The organism is Sphaerisporangium sp. NPDC005288, from assembly GCF_040607475.1.
GTDB classification, from domain to species: Bacteria; Actinomycetota; Actinomycetes; order Streptosporangiales; family Streptosporangiaceae; genus Sphaerisporangium; species Sphaerisporangium rhizosphaerae.
This window is the reverse complement of sequence record NZ_JBEXGT010000035.1, coordinates 87,251-108,278: the sequence shown is the minus strand read 5'-3', so window position 1 is coordinate 108,278 and position 21,028 is coordinate 87,251. Positions and strand designations below refer to the sequence as shown.

Here is a 21,028-nt window from a genome sequence, read left to right as displayed (position 1 = left end):
ATTCCTGGTACCGACAGTGGAGGCAAACGCGATCAAACGCTCGCAACCCGTACGGCGTGTCGCACCCCGGCGAACGTATGTGGACACCGCACTAGGTACTCGGCGGGTTCCTTGATGGAGACACCGCCGACGAGGGCGATGCTGAACAACTCGCCCTGTCGTAGGCCGCAGCCGGCCGCGACGATCGGCAGGGCGTGGACGCCGGTCAGGCCGCGGGCGACCAGGCTGCGCGGGAAGGACAGCCGGCCGGTGCCGTCTTCGCGGCTGGTGACCTCCAGGCCGAGGATCTCCCGCTGCCTGTTGGCGTTGACCACGGTGGCGACCAAGACGTACACGTTGATGATCCGCCCGCCTTCGCGGACTTCTGGGTGAGGGCGTCCAGCCAGACGAAGGTGTAGGGGCCGGCGTCCAGGGTGCGGGTGCGGAACGCCTCGACCTGGGCGTCCAGGGTCTTGGCCATCACTGACACCTGGCTTTGGAGATCCCGGCGATGCCCAGTTGCTCCATCAGCTTGTCCACCCGGCGGGTGGAGACTCCCAGCAGGTAGGAGGTCGCCACGACGCTGATCAACGACTGTTCGGCCCGGCGGCGGCGTTCCAGCAGCCAGTCGGGGAAGTAGGAGCCCTGCCGTAGTTTCGGGATGGCCAGCTCTATCGTCCCCGCGCGGCTGTCCCAGTCCAGGACGCGGTAGCCATTCGCCAGCCGGCCTGCTGGATCCACTACACCGAACCGGTCGCGGTGGGCGTCGATGAAGGCGTTCGTCTGGGCGGTCGAAGGTCGAGTTCCCTCGGAAAAAGCAGACGCCGCCTTGAGGATCTCATTGGCCCGGCGCAGCTCGCGGACCTCACGCTCCAGCTCGGCGAACCTCTTGGTCTCCTCGGTGCTGGTGCCGGGCCGATTGCAACCGTCGATCCCGGTCTGCCTGACCCGGTTACGCAGCGATTCAGATTCGATGCCGAGCTGACGAGCGACCCTGGTGATCATGCCGAACGAGTCCCCGGACTATTCGATGGCCTCCTGAACCATCCGCACTGCTCGTTCTTTCAGCTCCGGTGGATAGCTCCTGGGCATGCTGACCTCTCTTGGGGTTCAGGCATGCCAGTCAACCAGAGGACTCTACGAAAGCCGGGGAACATCAAAAGTCTCCACGAAACACCAAGTGGGTCGACCAGGGGAACCGCGGCCGCGACTGCGCCGCCGGCTCCCGATTCCCGGCGGCCGGCGAGCGCTCCGGCCCCCATAGAGGAAGCGGCCCCAGAATGGGCGCCGCGACTGGAGGGGAACGGTTGCCCTGTCGTGGGACGCATGCGAGTCTCTCGCCATGGGGCAGTTTTTGGCTCAGTTACCGGCGCTGCTGGGCGTCGTCGTCGGTGCTCTGGCGACATTGGCCACGACACGAGCGACTGACAGAGCCCGCTGGAAGCGTGAGATGGAGATGCGCTGGGACGCCCAGCGGCTCGAGGCCTACATGGAGTACGGCGCCAGGCTCAAGGACCTGTCGACCCTGGCCTTTCGCGCGACCGCGGGAAAGCGGCCCGGATCCCGAAACAAACTGATCGACCCCGCATTGGCCGATCAGTTGTACGCCGAGGCGGAGGCCAATCGGACCCGGTCGTGGGAGAGGGTCCTGCTCATGGGGGACGCGGCGACGGTGGATGCGGCTCGCAGATGGCGGGTGACGATCGCGCGACTGCATGACTACGCCCAGGGGGTGACCGATGACTGGGACGGGTGGGAGCCGGCGGTCCGCCGGGTGGATGACGCGCGCGACGCGTACTACCAGGCCGCTCGGCACAGTCTTCGAGTCGGTGGGGGAGACGTGGCTCAGTCGGCGTTCCTCCGCAAGATGGACGAGCTGCGCAAGGGGCGTGAGACCCCGATATTGGGCGAATGACCGGAGCGGCGCGCGCATCTCCCCGTGCACCGTATATCGGTCCGCCGCCGGAACAATCTCGCACGAGCGCCGCCATGATCCCACCGACGGCCTTCCCGTCGGCCACGGCTCGATGTCCCCGTCCGCCAGGGTGCGCCGGGCGTCACGTGCCCGTCTGCGCAGGACACCCCCTCGCCCATGCCAAACCACTACGATCTGGGATGTGACGGATGCGGAGACCGGCGAACCTGGACGTGAGCAGGGCGTGGTCAGGGTGATCGCCGATCTTTCCGAACCCGAGTACCGAGGGGCCGATCCGGCCGTCAACATGAGGACGGTCGCAGAGTACATAACCCATCTGCATCAGTTCATTGACGCAATACAATATGCCTTCGAGATCAAACGCGTGCTGGACTCCGGCCCCGTCGCGGGTGCCGATGACGTCATAGCCGCCCGCCACTATGGGCTTTATGAACAAGTGAACGTCCGCCGGATGTCGCTGAACTCTCCACTCATGGTGGACGTGGCCCTGGGCGGGATCAGTAGCGCGGGAGCACTCTCCGCAGTGGTCTACCTCTTCAAGAATCCCGACAAGCTCGGCCAGTGGTGGCCGAAGGTTCAGACCTCCTGGTACCGGGGGCGAGAAGAAGCGGAGAAGGCGAAGCAGTCGTATGAGACGCTCCTTAGATATCGAACCGAAATGCAGGAGCTGGAGCGCTGATCATGCGCCCTGTCACCGGTACGGTGCGAAGCCGGCAGTCACCCGCGCTGGATAACCTTCAGTTGCTCCAACGTCAGTTCCTGCGTGCGGTTGGCGTTCGGGCTGGTCACCCATGCCAGGCTCCACGGATCGACGTCCTGTCCGCGCGGCAAGCCTCCGACTGGAAGCCGGTCCCAGGACAAAGCACTGCTATGGGAGCTGGCGGGGCGCATGTCCCGCAGAATCCTGCTCAACATGCGCGACCATTTAATGACGCTCGAGCGTGCGTTCTCCGGGCCGGTGATGCTGGTGTATGGGCACATGCCCTTGAGCCGCGTCGTCGCCGAGAGCGCGGCGCAGATATGCCACCTGCTATAGCTATCTTGGGGGCGCGCAAGAGTGCGTACGGCTGACATGTTCGCGGCGCCGATCGGCTAGAGCTTCCTTGTCGGGTTGCCGGCGCGGGCCTGGGCGCATCGGCCGCCACGGCGGATGGGCCGACGGCTCCCGCGCCCTGCGGTCTGATCGCTGATCGGCAGATCGGCGATCACCTGGTACACGGTGCGCCTAGCCTTCAGCAGGTCCAGCACTTTGCGACGGAACTCGCGGGGTAGCTCCTCACACGCTGACCTCTCGTGGGTTAGGACATGCCGGTCGATCAAAGCGACTCCACGAAAGCCGGAGAACATCAGGGTGGGTATCGTGACGACCCTGTCCAAGGCCCGCATCGCCGCACCGGGTAACTGAGGCCACTGCGCCGACGCTGGTGATCAACGGAACGCGGCCAGGGCGAGTGGCTGCCACCTTCGCCATGTGGCGAGGCGGTCCTCGTATTCAGCCGTGACCGGTTCGAGGGAATTGCCGAAGAAGATCCGGGCCGGAGGGGCGTCGGTGTCGGCCAGTTCCAAGATGGGGGCGCGGGTGGCTTTCGGGTCTCCGAGGTCCCACTCGATTTGAGTGGCGGCGCGGACTTCGGCGTAGTCCGGATGCTCGGCGCTGGCGCGGACGCTGGCGCCGCCGAAGTCAGTGGAGTAGGGGCCGGGTTCCAGACAGATGATGTCGATGCCGAAATGTGCGACCTCCTTGCGGAGCGACTCCGACAGGCCCTCCACGGCCCACTTCGACGCGTGGTAGGCGCCGATGCCGGGGAAGGCCCGGACGCCGCCCTCGCTGGTGACCTGGATGATCCGGCCGTGACCCTGTGCGCGCAGCATGGGCAGGACCGCCTGCGTCACCCACAGGGTGCCGAAGAAGTTGGTCTCCATCTCGGCGCGGATCTCGGGTTCGGTCAGCTCTTCGACCATGCCGAAGTGGCCGTAGCCGGCATTGTTGACCACCACGTCCAGAGCGCCTAAGCGCTCGGCCGCCTGCCGTACCGCGGCGAACACGGCGGCGCGGTCGGTGACGTCGAGCCGCAGGGGCAGTACGGCGTCGCCGTACCGCTGGACAAGGGGACGCAGGTGGCCGAGGTCGCGCGCGGTGGCGGCAACGCGGTCGCCCCGCTCCAGGGCGGCCTCCGTCCACTCGCGGCCAAAGCCTTTGACGTGCCGGTGATGAACCACGTCTTGGACATCGTCTTCATCGCTCCTCAGTCAGTGCGGCTGATCGCCGCCGCCGTCGGCGAGGACATCGGCCTGCCGCCTGACGCGCTCGCGTCGCGTCTGACGGCGTACACCGTGGTGGGGGGCCTGCGCGAGTTGTACATGGCCCGCGAAGCAGGCCGCGGCGACACCGCCACGGGGGAATTGTTCCCCGTGGTCGACCGTGTGCTCGGCTTCGCCCGCGCGGGCCTGGCCGAGATCACGGCCCGGGACCTTGGCTGAGATCACGGCCCGGGACGCCGGGGCGTGATCCGGGCTTCGATGGCGTCAAGCAGCGCGGCCAGGCCGAACTCGAACTCCTCCCTGCTGCCGACGCGGGACAACTCTTCCGCGTTGGCGACCATGATGGGGTGCCGCTGAGGGTCCAGTCCCTCGTAGAGCCTCCGGCGCAGCCGTTGCTCGTCCGGATCAGCGGTGTCCACACCCATGTTGAACTGCACCGAGCCGACCACGAACGTGGCGAACGCCGACGCCGTCGCGTAGGCCTCCCTGACGCTCAGCCCGATGGCGATGAACTGCCCGAGTGAGTGCTCCATGCCGCTCAGTGAGCTCGGGCCCAGCCGTTCGGTGCCGCGGATGAACGCGACCAGTCCCGGATGCGCGAGCAGGAAATCGCGGAAGGAGTGTGCCTGCCACTCCACGGTCTGCCGCCAGCCCAACCCCTCTGGCGGCGCGTGCAGGCCCAGCCCCACCGCCCGGTCCATGGCGACGACCACGAGTTCGTCCCGGCTGGTGATGTGCCGGTACAGCGCGGCCTGACTGCAGCGGAGCTCGTGGGCGAGTCGGCGCATGGTCAGTGCGTCCGCGCCTTCGCTGTCCAGCACGGACAACGCGGTGTCGGCGATCAGGTCGAGTGACAACATCCGCCGGCGCCGCTGGCGGTCATCGGCCTTCTCGGTCCTGGCCAGCCACCAGGCCGCCGTGCCCGCCCTGACGGGCGTGGCGTCATCCATGCGTACCCACCCTCTTGTTAAGCGAACCGAGTTCACTTAGTCTAAGTGAACTCCGCTCGCTTAGACTAGCGCTATCGAAGGGACAGCCATGCTCGCTGTCAGGAGCACCGAGTCCGGGGCCCGTGTCGTCACGGTCGACAGGCCGTCCGGACCGGGCATACGGGTGCAAATCGCCGCTGCGGGGATCTGCGGCACCGATGTGTCTTTCGCCGCCATGGGGCTGCGCGGCTTCACCCTCGGGCACGAGATGGCCGGCACCACCCAGGACGGCCGTGCCTGGGCGGTCGAGCCCACCCTTTACTGCGGCGTCTGTCCAGAGTGCGCGACCGGCGATGTCCAGCGCTGCGTCGCCGAGGGCCACGGCGTGCTGGGGATCCTCCAGGACGGCGGGATGACCTCGGAGGTGGCCGTCCCCGAGTACACCCTGCTTCCGCTCCCCGGCGGGCTGCCGGTGGAGAACGCGTGCCTGGTCGAGCCGGGTTCGGTGGCCTGGCACGGAGTGCGTCGGGCCGGGCTGGTCGCCGGGGAACGTGTGGCCGTCGTGGGCGGCGGGTCCATCGGGCTGCTCGCCGCTGCGGCCGTCCGCCGGATGGGATTCGAGGTCGATGTCGAGGCGCGATACGAGCACCAGGCACACGCCGCCGAGAAACTGGGTGCCGGGCGGACGCACGGGCAGTACGACGTGGTCATCGACATGGCGGGCAGCCCCACTGCGCTGACGCGATGCGCCGAGTTGGCCCGGCCGGGCGGCCGTGTCGTCGTGGTCGGCGTTTACTTCGAGTCCGCCTCTTTCCCCGGCCCGACGAGCCTTGTGAAGGAACTCTCCTACATGAACGCCATCGCCTACGACCACCGCGACGGCCGTCGCGAGTTCACCGACGTGGCTGCGATGCTGGCCGAACAGCCGGAGATCGCGGAGATCGTCATCACGCACCGGTTCCCGCTCGCGGACGCGACCGAGGCGTTCCGGGTGGCCGCCGACCGCTCCAGCGGCGCGATCAAGGTGGTCCTGCACCCGTGACCGCGTCCCACCACGGCGCCGTGTCCACCCGCGCCCACCACGTGATCGTCTCCGGCGCCGGCCCGGTCGGTCTCACCCTGGCCATCGAGCTGGCCCGGCGCGACGTCGACTTCGTGCTGATCGACAAGGCGCCGCACTCCTTCGCCGGGTCTAGAGGCAAGGGCATCCAGCCCCGGACCCTTGAGGTGTTCGAGGACCTCGGCGTGCTGGACCGGATGGTCGCGGCCGGCGGCCGATACCCGCCCCAGCGCGTTCACACCGAGGACGGCCCGGTCGACCGGCACATCATGGAGCATCAGGACCCGGTGCCGGCGGAGCCGTACCGCACTCCGCTCATGCTCCCCCAGTTCCGCACCGAGAGCCTGCTACGCGACCGGCTGGCCGAGCTCGGCCATGCCCCGCGGTACCAGCACGAACTCCTGCACTTCGACCAGGCGGACGACGCCGTGACCGCGCGGATCGGCACCCCGGACGGCACGACGACGGTGCGTGCCGCGTACCTGATCGGCGCCGACGGCGGCTCCAGCATGGTGCGCAAAGCGCTCGGCATCGGGTTCCCCGGACGGACACTCGGAGTACGGGCGTTCGTGGCCGACGTGCACGCCGACGGCCTGTCCGCCGATGCCTGGCACATGTGGAACGAAGGTACCCCACGGCAGATCGCGATGTGCCCGCTGGCCGGCACCGATCTGTTCCAATGCCAGGGCGGCGCCCCGCTCGAGGGCGACGTCGACGTGTCCGCCGCCGGGCTCACCGCGATGCTGTGCGAGCGCACCGGCCACGATGGCGTCGTGGTCCGCGACGTGCGGTGGTCGTCGGTGTACCTGATGGGCGCCCGCCTGGCCGACGCGTTCCGTGGCGGGCGGGTCTTCCTGGCCGGCGACGCGGCGCACGTACACCCGCCGACCGGGGGGCAGGGGCTCAACACCGGCATCCAGGATGCGTACAACCTGGGCTGGAAGCTGGCCGCGGTGCTGGGCGGGGCACCCGGGGCGCTGCTCGACTCGTACGAGGTGGAGCGCCGGCCGATCGCCGAGTCCGTGCTCGGGCTGTCCACCCGGCTGCTCCGCGAGGCCGTACGACGCGGGATGAGTCGCGGGCGTGAGGCACAACAGCTCGATCTCGGCTACCCACTGTCGCCGCTCACCGGCCCCGGCGACCTGGCCGGGTACCGTGCCCCCGACGCACCGCTCACCGGTGCCGGCGGGCAGCCGGTGCGGCTGTTCCACCTGATGGCCGGCCCGTGGTGGACGCTGATCGGACACGAGGTGCGGGACGTCCCGGCACCGCGCGCCGGACTGCGTGTTCATACCACCGGGGTCCGTGGCGAGATCGTGGACAGCGGCGGCCACCTGCGCGACGCGTACGCTCTGTCACCCGGCGACTGGGTCCTGATCCGGCCGGACGGATACGTCGCCCTGGTCACCGCCGATCTCACCACCGTCGAGTCGTACCTGAACCAGGCCGGGATGCACCGGCCGCAGAGGTGAGAGCGGTCAGCGATTTCCGCACGACATGACAGGAGGCGTCCCGATGTCCTTCGGCTACGCTGCACCGCACGGTGGTACCCCGATCCCCGGCGCGAATCCGGACGGCTACATGCTGGGCCCCGACGACGGAACCATGACATGGTTCGCCGGCGCGCTCATCGTCTTCCACGCCAAGGCCGCCGACACCCGCGGCGTGTTGTCGTTCTTTCAGTGCGACGTGCCGTACGGGTGGCAGGCACCGGTGCACCGGCACGCCGGAGAAAGCGAGCTGTTCCATATCACCGAAGGCGAGTGGGAGATCTACGTCAACGACACCGTGCACCTGGTGACTCCCGGCTGCACGGTCTGGATTCCGCGGAACACCGCTCACTCCATCTTCGTGCGGTCCAAGCGCGGTCGCGGTCTCTGCGTGGTCACCCCGGCGGGCTTCGAGAAGTTCTTCGAGGATCTGGGCGAGCCGGCGACGGCGCCGAGTATGCCGACGCACCAGACCCGCAACCCGTCGGTCGAGGAGCTGATGGCCGGTGGTCGGGCGATGGGCTGGGAGTTCGTGGAGCCGCAACCACGCCGACTGCTCGACTCGGATGAACCGCGCCGGGATTGATGGAGACTTTGGTGTTCCCCGGGTTCCGTGGAGCTGAACTACTTCGACGACGCCTACGCTTCAGGTGCGTTGCCGGTACGGACCCCAGAGGGAAGCTTGTTCGTATGCTGGGCATCCCACTCGGAGAGAACCTTCTTGATGAAGTATTCGATGACGGGCTGAATCGCTTGCAGTAGCGCTGAGCTGTTCGCGTGGGCGAAGTAGTGCGACGCCGGCCGGTACGCAAGGTCGTACAGGTTGATGGCAAGCGTGGCGCCGGTCTCGGCGCCGGTCTCGGAGTCGATCCGCTGGGCCATTGACCGTACGTCAGGGAGCTTGGCTGGTTCGCCAAGAGCGCTTACTGCCTGCCGGATCAACGCCTCAGGGACCAAGCCAGTACTCGACATAAAGGTCAGCAATGTCGGCGCGATCTTGATGCCGACTCCCGTTGACGCGTCTGAACCGCCCGGCGAGTTGCGCGCTGCAACGCTAGCAGCCTCAGCATCGCCAGCCGGGCGTAGTCCTCGCAGGTCACCGCTACCTCGTCGCGCGGCCAGGGCTCGAGGGTCGCGATGGCGTGGGCACGGTGGCGGACCTGCACTCGACGACGCAGGTCGGGATATGGCAGCACACCACGAAGAACGATCCAGGCGATCGCGAACACAATGGTTCTCACACCCCGACATCATCGCAGGAACTCTTGCCCCCTGACCTCGGGTTTTCGGCACTACGGGCGTGCCGGCGGCTTGGGGTCGTCTGCCCGTTGTGCCTCGTCATTCCGCCGCCGACCACACCGGCACCTGCACCAGCGGAAATGCACGCAGGGCACGGGTGCACGGCTTCGTCGCCGTCATCATCCCCTGGACCTCATGCGTCCGCGGCACCGCAACCATCACGGAGATCGGTCTGATGGTCCCCGACTGAATGTACGGCGCCTGGATCAGGCTCAAACAGACTGCGGCCAACCAGATCTCACCGACCGCATCTTCGCCGGCGACCGGCGCACGCCGCCGTCCCGGCCGAGCTGACTCAGGATTCCTCCGCCCCTTCGAGTTCGGCGCGCTGAAGGGATTCGAGGAGTTCCTCGGCCAGGGCTCTGGTCGCCGTCAGGTCGAGGCCGCGTACACCCTTGGCGGTTACTTCGACGCTGGATTCGTCCTTGCCCCGGCTCAATTTCACGGTTATCTCGCTACGGCGGATATGCAGCCATGCGACCAAGGCGGTGGCCAGGACTCCCACAGAACCCAGCGCCACCTGAATGGCATCCGCCACGGGGCCGAGCGCTCCGGGCTCGGCCTCATGCTCCACCAGCTGGATCCGCCCGCGAAGGCCGGGTTCCTGGGCCAGCCATCCGTAAAGGTCGCGCAGTGCGGCCTCCGAGTTGTCACCCTCCGCGCTGAGCCGAACGTCCATCGGAGCTCCAGCCTCTGAATCCATCGTGCTATTACATTTGCGCCGCAGCCGCTGACAGGTGACGGTAGTTATACCAAACTATAGCGAACCCATCGTCGCTGTAGTGGCGGCACAGGCCCAGGAAGTTAGAAAGGGGCATTTATGCCATATGTTCATGATCGTCGAATTATGGTACTAATCGTACGTAACAGATATTAATCCCACGTTCGGTAGTGACCGAAATGTCTTCGCATCTCCTGCTTGCCTCGCCCGGAACCCGAGTGCTGATTGTGGCCGCAGCCGAGTACGCCGAAGGTTCACAGTTGCCCGCCGTCGGCTCAGCCGCCAGATCGGCTGAGGAGCTCGGCCGCAGCCTGGTGCAACGCACTGGACTCGACCCGGCCAACCTCACCATCGCGATCGATCCCGCCGGGCCTGTGGAGTTCGGCATGGCGGTGGTCCAGGCCGCGTCCAGCGCCACGGACGTGCTGATGATCTATTACGTGGGCCACGGGCTGATCGGCACCACCAACGAGCTGCACCTCGCCACCCACGCCACCATCGATCTCACGAAGGGCATCGCCGAACATCAAGCTCTGCCATACGCCACGCTCAGGCAAGCCGTGGCGCAGAGTCCCGCCTCGATCATCGTGCTGGTGCTGGACTGCTGCTTTTCCGGACGCGCGGCACCAGCCACGCGGGCCGGAGGGCAGCACGTGCTGGACGCCGCGCCTCAGGGCACTTACCTGCTGTCCGCCGTAGATAGTGATCAGCGTGCGTGGGCGCCTGTTGGGGAGCGGTACACGGCGTTCACGGGGGCGCTCATCGAACTGCTGGCTGACGGCGACCCCACCGGCCCACCCATGCTCACGCTGGACGACATCTACCGATGCCTGACGCGCATGCTCGTCGAACGCGGTTTTCCCGCGCCTCGCCGGCAGGCCGGCGATCACGGTGATCAGCAGGTCGTAGCATCTAACCCCGCCTATGCGCAGGTGAAGGCCGAGAGGCCGAAGGAGCACGACTATGGCGGGTTCAGCCCATATCGAGGACTGGCCGCCTTCGGGTCGCAGGACGCCGACTACTTCTTCGGCCGCGCCGAACTGACGCGTGTGCTGACCGACCGCGTGACCCGGCAGATCACGGCCGGGGGACCGTTGTTGGTGACCGGCCCCTCGGGCTCGGGCAAGTCGTCGCTGCTGCGGGCGGGTCTCATCCCCGTCCTGCGGAGGTCTCTCGACGCCGAGATCGCCGTGATCACACCCGGCGATGACCCGGTGGGCACGCTGGCCGACCGATTCGCCGAGGTAGGAGGTCGTGACGTCACGGAGTTGCGCGAGACACTGGAACGGGACCCGGCCGTTCTCCACGACATCCTGACGACGGCGACGGCGGACCGCCTGGCGGTGGTCATCGTCGATCAGTTCGAGGAGGTGTTCGCGACCTCCGAGCAGGATCAGCAGCGTGTCGTTCGCGCGCTGCTCGCCCTATGTGAGCGGAAGGACGGAGCGCCGCCCACGACCGCGGTCGTCATCAGCGTACGGTCGGATTTCTTCGGCTACTGCGCCGGACATCCCGAACTGGTACCTGCTCTGGAACATGCCGTGGTTGTCGGAGCCATGACATCCGAGCAGCTGCGGCAAGCCATCCACGGACCTGCCGACCGATCTGGGCTGGCCGTGCAAGAAGGACTGACCGAGCTGATTCTGGACGATCTTAGTGCCGGCACCCAGCCGATGAAGGCCGGCATGTTGCCTCTGCTGTCGCACGCCTTGTTGGTCACCTGGCGCCATCGAGATGAACGCACGTTGACCATGGCGGGCTATCGCGCCACGGGTGGGATCCACCATGCGCTCGGCAGAACGGCCGACGCGGTGCTGGAGGACCTCGATCCCGCGGCCCGGCGGCTCGCCCGGCAGATTCTCATCCGACTTGTGCGACTGGGCGATGGGCTTGAGGACACACGCCGTACGGTTCCCGTCACCGATCTGCTGCCGCCCACGCATACGGCCGACCATGCGGCGGCACGCCGTGTCCTGGATGCGTTCATCCAGGCCCGGCTGATCACTGTGGACGCGGATTCGGCGCAGATAACGCACGAGGCACTGATCCGGGCCTGGCCGCGACTGCGCCGGTGGATCGAGACCGACCGCACCACGCTGCTGACTTACCAGCAGCTCGCCGAGGCGGCGGACGACTGGCGGCGGCACGACCACGATCCGGCGTTCCTGTATCGGGGCACCCGCCTGTCGGGTGCACAGGAGGCCATGAGCCTGTGCCGGACCGATCCCGGCCGCTACCCCGCTCTGAATGATGTGGCTCAACAGTTCCTGGAGGCTGGCATCGCGGGCGCGGACCGGGTCGCGTACCGTCGTCGGCTGAGCATCATCGCTCTGATCATGCTTGCGACGGTGTCGCTCACCGCCGCGGGGGTTGCCACCTATCTGGCCGCCGAAGCCGCAAGGGCACGCGCCGTCTCCCTGTCCCGGCAGCTGGCCGCGCAGAGCCAGAACATCGGCGTGGCCGACATTCAGTTCGCGCGACGGCTCGCGACGGCGGCCTGGACCATCGCGCATACCGACGAGGCGCGGTTCGCCATGCTGGAGGCGCTCCTCAGTCCTCAACAGGCGCTCCTGAGGGATCAGCAGAGCCCCGTGTACGCGCTGGCTTTCAGCCCGGACGGTACCCGGCTCCTATCCGGGGGACTCAACGGCACCCTGCGCCTTCGGGACGGGGTATCGGGGCGGACGCTCGCGGTGCTGCCGGGACATGCCCACCTGGTCGAGGCCATGGCCTTCAGCCGTGACGGCAGTCGCGTCGTCACGGGAGACTTCGAGAGCAACGCCGTCTTCTCCGGTAACGGGTGGCTGCGTGACGGCAGCGCGTGGCTGCGTGACGGCAGATCGGGCAGGCCGATCGCCGTCCTCGGGGGACACCGTAGCTCCATCACGTCGGTTGCGTTCAGCGCTGACGACGCGTTCGTGGCCACAGCGGGGGGCCTTGATGGCACGGTACGCCTCTGGGGCAGCCGGTCGGGGCGGCCGGTCAATGTACTCAAGGCGCCAGGTACGGTCGAGGCGGTCGCGTTCAGCCCTGACGGCAGCCGAATCGCCGCCGCCGTCGGCGACACCGCCGTATTGTGGGGCATGTCCACGGGGAAACGCGTCACCGTACTCAAAGGTCACCGGGGCGCTGTGAACACCGTCGCGTTCAGCAAGGACGGCACCCGCCTCGCCACATCAAGCGACGACGCCACTGCCCGTCTGTGGGACCTGAGATCAGCCAGGACGATCGCCGTTCTGAAAGGTCACAGTGACGGTGTGATCGCCGCCGCATTCAACCGGGACGGCAGCCGGCTTGCCACTGCGGACCAGGACGCCGACAACGATGGCGCCGTCGACGGCAGCGTACGTCTGTGGGACGGGACATCAGGTACGGCGATCACCACATTGGCGGAGCACACCGCGGGGACGCAGGCTCTCGCCTTCAGCCCGGACGGCATGCGGCTGGCCGCCGCCGGAACGGACGGTGACATCCAGGTGTGGGAGGTCGCCACCGGCATGCTGATCACGAGCCTGAAGGGCCACACCAGCACGGTGTACGCGCTGGCCTTCGACCCGGACGGCGGCCGGCTGGCGAGTGGCAGCGAGGACGGCAGCGTACGGCTGTGGGATCTATCGATCGGCACCGCCACCACCACACTGAAGGGTGACATCGGCCCGATGAGTGCGTCCGCCGTCAGCGACGACGGCACGCGCATGGCCACGGCACGCGGAAACACGATCGACTCCACTGCCAGCGGCTCTGTCAAGTTGTGGGACATGCGCTCCGGCGAGCTCCTCGCGACCCTGAAAGGCCACAAGGATCTGGTGTATGCGGCTCGCTTCAACAGGGACGGCACAATCCTGGCGACTGGCGGATTCGACGGCACAGCACGAATCTGGGACGTCCGCACCGGTAAGCCTGTCGCGTCCAAGCAGGGCGGGATCGGCCCGATTTACGTCGTCGACCTGAACGCGGACGGATCGATCCTGGCGGCCGGAAGATTCACGGGAAGTGTCACGCTGTGGGATGTCAGATCCACATCGAAGAGTCCCGCGGCGACACTCGGCGGACACGGTCTCGCAGGTCCCGTCGTGACCGTCGTCTTCAACCGCGACGGCTCACGACTGCTCACCGCGGACACCCACGGCACCGTGCTGCTGTGGGATGTGGCCACCCGCGAAGTGCTCTTCCGTCTGCCTGGCCACGGGGACACCTCCCTCACGGCCGCTGTCTTCGACGAAAGCGGTCCCCGGCTGGTGACGGCGGACGACCACGGCACCGTGCTGCTGTGGGACAGTGCCACGGGAACTCGGATCGCCTCGCTCTCCGCAGGATCCGGTCCGGTGCATGACGTCGTCTTCTACCGCAACCCGGATGGAACCCGTCTCGCCACAGCGGGGAACGACGGTCTCGTCCGACTGTGGGACAGCACTACCGGCGCACCGGTCGCCACCCTGACCGGCCATATCGGACCGGTGAACGACATCACGTCCAGCTCCGACGGCACATGGCTCGCCACGGCCGGAGACGACGGCACCGCCCGGCTCTGGGACGCCTCCACCGGCGCTCCGATCGCCACGCTGTCCGCTCACGTCGGGCCAATCGCAGTGGTGACCTTCACCGGGAAGGGCACGCGCCTCGCCGCCATCACCCAAAAGGGCGCCACCCAGCTGTGGAATCTCACCCTCCCCGCCGACCCCTTTCCCGCGGTCTGCGCGGTCTCCGAAGGCTCACTGAGCTCCCAAGAATGGACTCAGTACATCCCCGACGAGCCGTACCAGAAAGCCTGCTCCTAATGCCAACTACGGCTGGCCGATCATCCGCGCACCGACCTGCATACGCCCTCCGGCCAGCTCACCGAGCGGTCCCGGTCCCGCCTGACCATCCCCCGCGACCGGCTCGGCAGCTTCGAACCGGTCCTGCCGCTCAAACGCGCCGACCGCATCTCCGGCGGCCTGAACGACATGATCACCAGCCTGTACCCGGTCGCTGAATAGCAACCCGAGCTGGGCCGCGCGGCCCGCAGGCGGGAATACGTCGCTGATCACCCCTAGAGGGATAGCAACCATGAGCGGCGCCGTGAGGATGGGCCGGTGGCTGTCGCTGATCATTTGGAACTATTCCGCATGGCGTTCCCGTGGGACAACCTCGCAACCACACAAAAGGCGGGCATCGACCCCGAGGCACCGGCGCGCGCCGACCCCGACGAGCCCCGCCCTCCCGCCTTCCGGCTGGCGCTGGTGGAACTCGTGCGGCACTATCGGGCGCGGCTCGCCCTCGGGTGCATCCTGGATCTTTCCGAGGCGTTCGGCTACTACGGCATCTTCGCCCTGCTGTCGATCGTCGTGCTGCCCGAGGTGAACTACACCGACGCGGAGATCCCGTTCTTCTTCATCCTGGGCAACGTGGGAGCGGTGGTCGGCGGCGTCGCCATGACCCTCGCCTTCGACCGCATCGGCCGCCGCTGGACCGTGGGCATCTACTACGCGCTCGCCGGCGCGAGCGTCGGCGGCCTCGCGGCGGCCACGGCGACAGGCAGCAAGGTGTGGGTGCTCGTCGCGTTCATGGTCGCGAACGCCTTCGCCACCGGCGCCTGGACCGCCGCCTACCCCACCTTCACAGAGCTCTTCCCGACCCACCTGCGTGCGGCCGGCATCGGCGTCAGCGTCGCGGTCGGACGGCTGGGCGCGGCGTACGGGACCCTGTACCTGCCGAGCATCGCCGCCGATATCGGTCCCACGCCGAGTTATCTCCTCATCGTGGCCTTCTGGGCCCTCGGCGTCGCCGCCATCGTCGTCTGGACGATGACCGGTGGCGTCGACGGGGCGAGGAAACCCCTCGCCGCCGTGAGCTCCCTCAGCAGTCGCACCACCGCCCGTGCGAGCGTCCCCGCCGAACAGTGAGACGCGGGCGCCCTCCCGCCCGGTCGCCGCAGACTCTCCGAAAGGGTGATCGCCGATGACGAGCGACTCCCGTCATTCCTGGAAGGACAGTCCCGCTCCCGCGTCCCTGGCGCAATGGCTCTCACGCGCCGCGGAGGTGGCGGAGATGCTGGGCGCGAACGCCGCCGAGCGTGAACGCGCGGGAGGTTCCCCTGAGGACGAGATCCTGCTGCTGAAGGAGTCGGGACTCGTCACGCTGCTGGGCCCGCGCGACGCCGGCGGGGGCGCGGCGAGCCGGACGACCGCCTACCAGGTGGTGCGGCGCGTCGCTCAGGCGGACGGCTCCGTCGCTCAGCTCCTCGGCGACCACTATCTGTGGGTCTGGCTTCCCGGCTGTGGGGGACCGAGGAGCAGTACAAGCGACTGGAAACCGAGCCGGCACGCAACGGATGGCTGTGGGGTGCCGCGGTCAACCCGCGGGACAACGATGTGGTCGTCGAGGACGCGGGCGACGACCTAATGTTCCGAGGGCACAAGTCCTTCTCCACCGGGGCGCGGGTCAGCGACCGCCTCATCCTCGAAGGGGTCCTGCTGGACGACTCCGGGCAGCCGACCGACCGGCGGGTGTTCGGCGTCACCCCCACCGACGCGCCAGGACTCAAGTGCCACGCCAACTGGGACAACATGGGTATGCGTCTCACCGAAAGCGGCAGCGTCGACATAGACGCCGTCCGCGTCCCGTGGACCGACGCCCTGGGCTACACCGCCAAGGTGCTGCTCTCGGCAGGAGCTGTAGGTTAGAGATCCCTCTAATCAGGAGTCATGCATGCCCTCGCCTGCCAGTGAACGTCGAGCCGACAGTCCTGCGGAGGTCGACGTCCTCGTGGTGGGCGGAGGGCAGGCAGGGCTGGCGGCCGGGTACTACCTGCGGCGGGCGGGAGCCGACTTCGTCATCCTTGACGCTCAGGAGCGGCCGGGAGGCGCCTGGCGGCACGCGTGGCCGTCGTTGCGCCTCTTCTCGCCCGCGCAGTACAGCTCCCTGCCGGGCCGGATGATGCCGTCGACCTCCGACGGCGGGTACCCGACCGCGGCGCATGTCGTCGGTTATCTCGCCGATTACGAGGAGCGTTACCGGCTTCCCGTCCGGCGGCCCGTGACGGTGGAGGGCATGGGGCGAGGCGACCGCGGGCTACTCGTCGACACCGACGCCGGGCAGTGGGCCGCGCAGGTGGTCATCAGTGCCACCGGCACCTGGTGGCGGCCGTACGTGCCGTTCTACCCCGGGGCGGGCGACTTCGCCGGGCGGCAGCTGCATGCCGCCGACTACACCGGGCCCGACGAGTTCGCGGGGCGGCGAGTGGTCATCGTCGGCGGAGGGAACTCGGCGGCCCAGATCCTCGCCGAGGTGTCCACCGTCGCGGAGACGACCTGGGTCGCCCGGCGGACACCTCGTCTTCTGCCGGACGAGGTGGACGGCAAGGCGCTGTTCGACATGGCGACGCGCCGAGTGCGGGGCGAGGCCGGCGCCGGGGGAGGGGGTGGCCTGGGGGACATCGTGGCCGTGCCGCCCGTCCGCGACGCGCGCGAGCGCGGAGTGCTCAAGGCCCAGCCCATGTTCAGCCGGATCACCGCGGGCGGCATCGCCTGGGCGGACGGCGCCGAGTCGGCATGCGACGTCATCCTGTGGTGCACCGGCTTCCGGCCCGAGCTGCGGCATCTGACGCCGCTGCGGCTGCGCACCCACGACGGGGTGATCGCGACCGTCGGCACCCGGGCCGAAGACGAGCCTCGGCTTCATCTCCTCGGATATGGAAACTGGACCGGCCCGGCGTCGGCCACGCTGATCGGGGCCGGCCGGACCGCGCGCGACACCGTCGCGGAGGTGGTGAGACAGCTCGCCGACCTCCGCGAAGCCCCTCCCAAGCGCGGGGATCACTGAGGCCGACCCGTGTCATCCGGGCTTGCGCGCGACGAACAGGACCCTGTCCTCGTCCTCCGGCCGCTCCGCGGGAAGGAGCGGATGGTCGGGGGTGCCGACGCGGCAGTCCGCCCACCCGGCGTCGTCCATGAGCCTCCGCACGTCGGCCACCGCGTGCGCGGTGTTGACGATGGTGGACTCGAACCTGTCGTAGCGGCCGTCCTCGGCGCGCACCACTCCGGAGATCCGGAAGAAGCCGAAGCCCTCCTCCTGGTTCATCGCCCCCCGGAACAGGAACATCGCCGACTTCTCATCCTTGATCCAGATGCGGTTCATCGCTTCGAGCCCCTTGGCCGTCGTGAGGTCGAACGCGAACATCCCTCCCGGTTCGACGGCGCGGTGGACGGCACGCAGATACGAGGCGACCTGGTCCAGGGTCCTGAGGTGGTTCGGGATGTCGTAGGTCGAGAAGGCGAACGGCACCGGTTCGGGGATGGTGAAGTCGGTCGCGTCCCCGTGGATGAACGTGGCCCGGTCGCCGGCCGCGTGGAAGCGTCTCCGGGCCCGTTCCAGCATGGCCTTGGAGATGTCCAGGCCGGTGACCTGGTATCCCTCTTTGTAGAAGCGCGCGGCGACGATGCCGGTGCCGCAGCCGACGTCGAGAACGCGGCGCGGGGCGTCGGGCATCGTCGTCTGGTGCAGGCGCAGCAGCGCCCGGCCGATGCGGCCGGGGTAGAAGCTCCAGAACTCGTCGTAGATCTTCGCGTGCAGGTCGACGTACGCCTCTGCCGTCATCGGTGATCCCTTCGTCGCCCCGTCGGAGGTGGCCGGATGCCCGGTAGCGCCGTCGCAAGGTGGCCGAGCCACGCGTGGCGCTTGATTCGAGGTTTCGCTAATTATATGATCATCAAAGCACTCAGGATGTCAATGACCGGAGTGAAGAGCGTCTGTCAAGTCGGCGCGCGCTCCACATGGCCGCTGGCCGGAGCTCGACTTCACCGTCCGACCGGTGTCCGCCGGAGTCCGGTCGTCGCACCTACTCTCTCCATCATCGAAGGGAAGCCGGCAATGGCGACTGCTACTTATCGCGTGAATGGCATGACCTGTGGACACTGCGTCTCCGCCGTCACGGTGGAGGTCACGAAGATCCCCGGAGTCACCGACGTCCAGGTCGATCTGCAGGCCGCGACCGTCACGGTGACGAGCGATCGGCCGGTGGAGAGCCCGATGGTGGAGGCGGCGGTGGACGAGGCCGGTTACGAGCTGGTCGGCCCCGCCCAGTAGGCGTGTAGTCTGATCGCCCCCTCGTGGTCGTCGCGGTGCACCCCACGAGGGCGGCGAAACCCCTGTACGCGGCACGCCTCGGACGCCGACTGTTGCAGTGAACTTAGACGGGTGTCAAAATAGAGGTATGTCGAACACGGGAGTGCCCATGCCTGCAGCCGACTCCCCCGCCAAGGGGTGCTGTGCTCCGCTGGAGTCGGTGCCGCTGGATCCCGCGCACGCCGTCGGCATGGCGAAGATGTTCAAGGCTTTGGGCGACCCGATCCGGCTGCGGCTGTTGTCGCTGATCGCCGCCCACCCCGACGGCGAGGTCTGCGTCTGCGACATGACCGACCTGTTCGACGTCGCCGCGCCGACGATCTCCTACCACCTGAAGCTGCTTCGCGAGGCCGGCCTGGTCGACCACGAGCGTCGCGGCACGTGGGTGTACTACCGGCCGATCCGCGAGCGGCTGCACCAGCTCTCGGCCCTGCTAGCCGCGGCCGACCTCGCAGGCGTCTCCGGTTAGAGGCGCGCCAGCCGGTCGGGGCGCGACGTCGGAGGGCACGGTCAGCACCTCGCTCAGTCGTTCCAGCGCGGTGGGGATCACCCAGTAGAACACCCAGGTGCCCCGCCGTTCACAGCCGAGGAGCCCCGCCTCGCGCAGCACTCTGAGGTGGTGCGAGATCGTGGGGCCGGTCAGGTCGAAAGCCGCGGTCAGGGTGTTCACGTAGGCCTCGCCGCCCGGATGCGAGGCGATCAGCGACAGCAGCCGCACGCGGACGGGGTCCGACAGCGCCTTGAACGCGGCCGCGACCTCCGCCGCCTGCTCCGCGTCCACCGGTGCCGAGGCAAGTGGCGGACAGCAGATCTCCGCTGGAACGCCCCCTTGTTTCGACACATGCCTATTTTGACAGGTCTCTAGACCGGCGGCAATGGATGTTTGTGGATGTTCCTGGCGTATAGCTCTCAGCTGGCGGGTGCCAGCCAGCCCTTCTCCACCGCCTTGACGCCGGCTTCGAAGCGGCTGCGCGCCCCCAGCCGGTCCATGAGGTCGGCCACCATCCGGCGGTGCGTGCGGAGCCCGATGCCCAGCTTCTTGCTGGTCGCCTCATCGGTGAGCCCTTGCGCCAGCAGCCTGAGCAGCTCGCGCTCCTGCATGGTGATGCTCTGGTCGCAGCGTTGCCGCCCGGAGCCGAACGGCGCGGCGTGGTCCCAGACCTCCTCGAAGAGCGCGAGAAGCGCGGTGATGATCCCCTCACCGCAGACCTCCACCGCTCCCTTCCTGCTCGCCGTGGGGTCGAGGGGCAGCAACGCCACCTCGCGGTCGAACATCACTATGCGGATCGGCAAGGTCGGGGCGGTGCGGACCTCGCCTCCCAGGCCGGTCATCCAGCGCGCGTAGGCGAGCGTCGCCGTGTCGTTGCACGCGCTGTCCTGGTAGACCGTGCGGACGGACACGCCACGCGCGAGCATCTCGTGGTCCAGCGGCCTGCTCGCCTCCAGGCTCTCGGGAGACTGGGCGCCGCCCGGCATGAACGACAGGCACTCGGAGGTCGCTCCGCGCGCGAGGGTCTCGATGCGGGCGCGCACCGCTTCGACACTCTCTAGACAGTCGCATTCGTGGCGCGCGCCGGCCGCGCACAGCTCGCTGTACTCCTGGATCAGCCGGTCGACCGCGTGTTCCGTGGCGACGAACTCCTCCTGGCGGCGCAACAGGTCGGCCCGCTGCCGCTGGAGCAGGTCGTGAAAGGCGACGCTCGGGCTTCCCGCCCTCAGTGCTCCGGACGACCGGCGCAGGAGCGAGAGCTCCACCAGCCGGTCGATGGTGGCGCGGACTTCGGTCTCGGAGATGCCGAGGTGGGCGGCGATCTGCGCGATGCCCCACTCTTTCCGAGTCAACACGAGGCGGTAGATGGTATCGGCGTGGACGTCTAAGCCCCATTGCTGAAGCACGGCAGCCCCCATAACACCTGTGCGCGGCGAGGTCATTAAATAACATGAGGATGAAGCTGTCCATGTCAAGTGGTATCGAGCCGGGCGCCGGCTCGCGTAACTCACCAAGGCTGCCGCAGGGTGACCTCCCAGAAAACTCGTCTCCCGCACGTGTGCGGCTCGAACTCAATGCATGACGGAGTGTGACGTTCCCCTTTTCCGGCCGGTGTGGGCAACTTCAAAGATTAGCTTTTTGCGGCCGGTAGGTATAGCCGCCAAAGGTATGCCCGCTACGGGTGGCCGCGGACATGGCGCTCCGCGCGGATCCCGGCCGCGCTTCCTCTCCGGGCCGTGGCACCAAGTTGCCCGGCA

21 protein-coding genes and 1 pseudogene are annotated in these 21,028 nt (G+C 67.9%); 13 read left to right on the top strand and 9 right to left on the bottom strand.

The window, feature by feature from the left end; translation table 11 throughout:
- Positions 1–197: 197 nt before the first annotated feature.
- A pseudogene (locus ABZU32_RS28950) lies at positions 198–768 on the bottom strand (transposase); the annotation flags it as partial.
- A 553-nt stretch (positions 769–1,321) separates the two neighbouring features.
- Between ABZU32_RS28950 and ABZU32_RS28945 the strand changes: the two are divergent.
- The 3 genes from ABZU32_RS28945 to ABZU32_RS28935 all read left to right on the top strand — a co-directional run bounded on the left by ABZU32_RS28945 (position 1,322) and on the right by ABZU32_RS28935 (position 2,951).
- The gene (locus ABZU32_RS28945; RefSeq protein ID WP_354926918.1) at positions 1,322–1,894 is read left to right on the top strand and encodes a hypothetical protein; all 573 of its coding nucleotides are present in this window, start codon (positions 1,322–1,324) and stop codon (positions 1,892–1,894) included.
- Between the two features lie 202 nt (positions 1,895–2,096).
- On the top strand, positions 2,097–2,594 hold the full coding sequence (locus tag ABZU32_RS28940) for a hypothetical protein (RefSeq protein ID WP_354926916.1): 498 nt from the start codon (positions 2,097–2,099) through the stop codon (positions 2,592–2,594).
- Positions 2,595–2,804: 210 nt separating this feature from the next.
- Positions 2,805–2,951 carry a hypothetical protein gene (locus ABZU32_RS28935; protein ID WP_354926914.1) on the top strand — a complete coding sequence of 49 codons (147 nt, stop codon included), beginning with the start codon at positions 2,805–2,807 and terminating at the stop codon, positions 2,949–2,951.
- A 392-nt stretch (positions 2,952–3,343) separates the two neighbouring features.
- On the opposite strand, the gene ABZU32_RS28930 is transcribed toward ABZU32_RS28935, so the two are convergent.
- A complete protein-coding gene (locus tag ABZU32_RS28930) occupies positions 3,344–4,135 on the bottom strand; it encodes an SDR family NAD(P)-dependent oxidoreductase (RefSeq protein ID WP_354926912.1) in 792 nt (263 codons plus the stop codon).
- A gap of 3 nt (positions 4,136–4,138) precedes the next feature.
- Between ABZU32_RS28930 and ABZU32_RS28925 the strand changes: the two genes are divergently transcribed.
- A complete protein-coding gene (locus tag ABZU32_RS28925) occupies positions 4,139–4,396 on the top strand; it encodes a hypothetical protein (RefSeq protein WP_354926910.1) in 258 nt (85 codons plus the stop codon).
- Between the two features lie 2 nt (positions 4,397–4,398).
- On the opposite strand, the gene ABZU32_RS28920 is transcribed toward ABZU32_RS28925, so the two are convergent.
- Positions 4,399–5,127, bottom strand: a complete 729-nt coding sequence (locus ABZU32_RS28920; RefSeq protein ID WP_354926908.1) for a TetR/AcrR family transcriptional regulator — start codon at positions 5,125–5,127, stop codon at positions 4,399–4,401.
- A gap of 88 nt (positions 5,128–5,215) precedes the next feature.
- Here ABZU32_RS28920 and ABZU32_RS28915 point away from each other — a divergent pair, with 88 nt between their 5' ends.
- From ABZU32_RS28915 to ABZU32_RS28905, 3 genes are read left to right on the top strand one after another with little or no spacing between them, the layout of a single operon-like run.
- Positions 5,216–6,148: an alcohol dehydrogenase catalytic domain-containing protein gene (locus tag ABZU32_RS28915; protein ID WP_354926906.1), complete on the top strand. Its 933-nt coding sequence runs from the start codon at positions 5,216–5,218 to the stop codon at positions 6,146–6,148.
- The gene (locus tag ABZU32_RS28910) at positions 6,145–7,638 is read left to right on the top strand and encodes an FAD-dependent oxidoreductase (protein ID WP_354926904.1); all 1,494 of its coding nucleotides are present in this window, start codon (positions 6,145–6,147) and stop codon (positions 7,636–7,638) included. Before ABZU32_RS28915 ends, ABZU32_RS28910 begins: the two co-directional genes overlap by 4 nt.
- Before the next feature lie 43 nt (positions 7,639–7,681).
- Positions 7,682–8,242 carry a cupin domain-containing protein gene (locus ABZU32_RS28905; protein ID WP_354926902.1) on the top strand — a complete coding sequence of 187 codons (561 nt, stop codon included), beginning with the start codon at positions 7,682–7,684 and terminating at the stop codon, positions 8,240–8,242.
- A gap of 53 nt (positions 8,243–8,295) precedes the next feature.
- Here the strand turns inward: ABZU32_RS28905 and ABZU32_RS28900 are convergent, their stop codons facing one another.
- Positions 8,296–8,538, bottom strand: coding sequence for a hypothetical protein (locus ABZU32_RS28900; RefSeq protein ID WP_354926900.1), 243 nt, complete (start codon positions 8,536–8,538; stop codon positions 8,296–8,298).
- Between the two features lie 712 nt (positions 8,539–9,250).
- Positions 9,251–9,634, bottom strand: coding sequence for a hypothetical protein (locus ABZU32_RS28895; protein ID WP_354926898.1), 384 nt, complete (start codon positions 9,632–9,634; stop codon positions 9,251–9,253).
- A gap of 260 nt (positions 9,635–9,894) precedes the next feature.
- Between ABZU32_RS28895 and ABZU32_RS28890 the strand changes: the two genes are divergently transcribed.
- Positions 9,895–14,454 (top strand): caspase family protein, encoded by a 4,560-nt coding sequence (locus ABZU32_RS28890; protein WP_354926896.1) that lies wholly within the window; start codon positions 9,895–9,897, stop codon positions 14,452–14,454.
- A gap of 6 nt (positions 14,455–14,460) precedes the next feature.
- Here ABZU32_RS28890 and ABZU32_RS28885 read toward each other — a convergent pair whose 3' ends face one another.
- Positions 14,461–14,769: a hypothetical protein gene (locus ABZU32_RS28885; protein WP_354926894.1), complete on the bottom strand. Its 309-nt coding sequence runs from the start codon at positions 14,767–14,769 to the stop codon at positions 14,461–14,463.
- Here ABZU32_RS28885 and ABZU32_RS28880 point away from each other — a divergent pair.
- From ABZU32_RS28880 to ABZU32_RS28870, 3 genes are all read left to right on the top strand, one after another.
- Positions 14,752–15,561, top strand: coding sequence for an MFS transporter (locus tag ABZU32_RS28880; protein ID WP_354926892.1), 810 nt, complete (start codon positions 14,752–14,754; stop codon positions 15,559–15,561). The genes ABZU32_RS28885 and ABZU32_RS28880 overlap by 18 nt on opposite strands.
- Positions 15,562–15,915: 354 nt before the next feature.
- Positions 15,916–16,341: a hypothetical protein gene (locus tag ABZU32_RS28875; RefSeq protein WP_354926890.1), complete on the top strand. Its 426-nt coding sequence runs from the start codon at positions 15,916–15,918 to the stop codon at positions 16,339–16,341.
- 25 nt (positions 16,342–16,366) lie between these two features.
- On the top strand, positions 16,367–17,479 hold the full coding sequence (locus ABZU32_RS28870; protein ID WP_354926888.1) for an ArsO family NAD(P)H-dependent flavin-containing monooxygenase: 1,113 nt from the start codon (positions 16,367–16,369) through the stop codon (positions 17,477–17,479).
- Between the two features lie 12 nt (positions 17,480–17,491).
- Here the strand turns inward: ABZU32_RS28870 and ABZU32_RS28865 are convergent, their stop codons facing one another.
- Positions 17,492–18,253: a class I SAM-dependent methyltransferase gene (locus ABZU32_RS28865; protein WP_354926886.1), complete on the bottom strand. Its 762-nt coding sequence runs from the start codon at positions 18,251–18,253 to the stop codon at positions 17,492–17,494.
- Between the two features lie 273 nt (positions 18,254–18,526).
- Between ABZU32_RS28865 and ABZU32_RS28860 the strand changes: the two genes are divergently transcribed.
- Positions 18,527–18,742 (top strand): heavy metal-associated domain-containing protein, encoded by a 216-nt coding sequence (locus ABZU32_RS28860; RefSeq protein ID WP_354926884.1) that lies wholly within the window; start codon positions 18,527–18,529, stop codon positions 18,740–18,742.
- A 148-nt stretch (positions 18,743–18,890) separates the two neighbouring features.
- Positions 18,891–19,250 (top strand): metalloregulator ArsR/SmtB family transcription factor, encoded by a 360-nt coding sequence (locus ABZU32_RS28855; protein ID WP_354926882.1) that lies wholly within the window; start codon positions 18,891–18,893, stop codon positions 19,248–19,250.
- On the opposite strand, the gene ABZU32_RS28850 is transcribed toward ABZU32_RS28855, so the two are convergent.
- Together ABZU32_RS28850 and ABZU32_RS28845 are read right to left on the bottom strand one after the other, a co-directional pair.
- Positions 19,215–19,562, bottom strand: a complete 348-nt coding sequence (locus tag ABZU32_RS28850) for a metalloregulator ArsR/SmtB family transcription factor (RefSeq protein WP_354926880.1) — start codon at positions 19,560–19,562, stop codon at positions 19,215–19,217. The genes ABZU32_RS28855 and ABZU32_RS28850 overlap by 36 nt on opposite strands.
- Before the next feature lie 128 nt (positions 19,563–19,690).
- Positions 19,691–20,626 (bottom strand): helix-turn-helix transcriptional regulator, encoded by a 936-nt coding sequence (locus tag ABZU32_RS28845; protein WP_354926878.1) that lies wholly within the window; start codon positions 20,624–20,626, stop codon positions 19,691–19,693.
- Between the last annotated feature and the right edge of the window lie 402 nt (positions 20,627–21,028).

Excerpts from the sequence above, each read along its gene's own strand:
- ABZU32_RS28945 (WP_354926918.1), top strand. The coding sequence starts at position 1,322 with ATGGGGCAGTTTTTGGCTCAGTTACCGGCGCTGCTGGGCGTCGTCGTC.
- ABZU32_RS28935 (WP_354926914.1), top strand. The coding sequence starts at position 2,805 with ATGTCCCGCAGAATCCTGCTCAACATGCGCGACCATTTAATGACGCTC.
- ABZU32_RS28920 (WP_354926908.1), bottom strand. The coding sequence starts at position 5,127 with ATGGATGACGCCACGCCCGTCAGGGCGGGCACGGCGGCCTGGTGGCTG.
- ABZU32_RS28915 (WP_354926906.1), top strand. The coding sequence starts at position 5,216 with ATGCTCGCTGTCAGGAGCACCGAGTCCGGGGCCCGTGTCGTCACGGTC.
- ABZU32_RS28905 (WP_354926902.1), top strand. The coding sequence starts at position 7,682 with ATGTCCTTCGGCTACGCTGCACCGCACGGTGGTACCCCGATCCCCGGC.
- ABZU32_RS28900 (WP_354926900.1), bottom strand. The coding sequence starts at position 8,538 with ATGGCCCAGCGGATCGACTCCGAGACCGGCGCCGAGACCGGCGCCACG.
- ABZU32_RS28895 (WP_354926898.1), bottom strand. The coding sequence starts at position 9,634 with ATGGACGTTCGGCTCAGCGCGGAGGGTGACAACTCGGAGGCCGCACTG.
- ABZU32_RS28885 (WP_354926894.1), bottom strand. The coding sequence starts at position 14,769 with ATGATCAGCGACAGCCACCGGCCCATCCTCACGGCGCCGCTCATGGTT.
- ABZU32_RS28870 (WP_354926888.1), top strand. The coding sequence starts at position 16,367 with ATGCCCTCGCCTGCCAGTGAACGTCGAGCCGACAGTCCTGCGGAGGTC.
- ABZU32_RS28865 (WP_354926886.1), bottom strand. The coding sequence starts at position 18,253 with ATGACGGCAGAGGCGTACGTCGACCTGCACGCGAAGATCTACGACGAG.
- ABZU32_RS28860 (WP_354926884.1), top strand. The coding sequence starts at position 18,527 with ATGGCGACTGCTACTTATCGCGTGAATGGCATGACCTGTGGACACTGC.
- ABZU32_RS28855 (WP_354926882.1), top strand. The coding sequence starts at position 18,891 with ATGCCTGCAGCCGACTCCCCCGCCAAGGGGTGCTGTGCTCCGCTGGAG.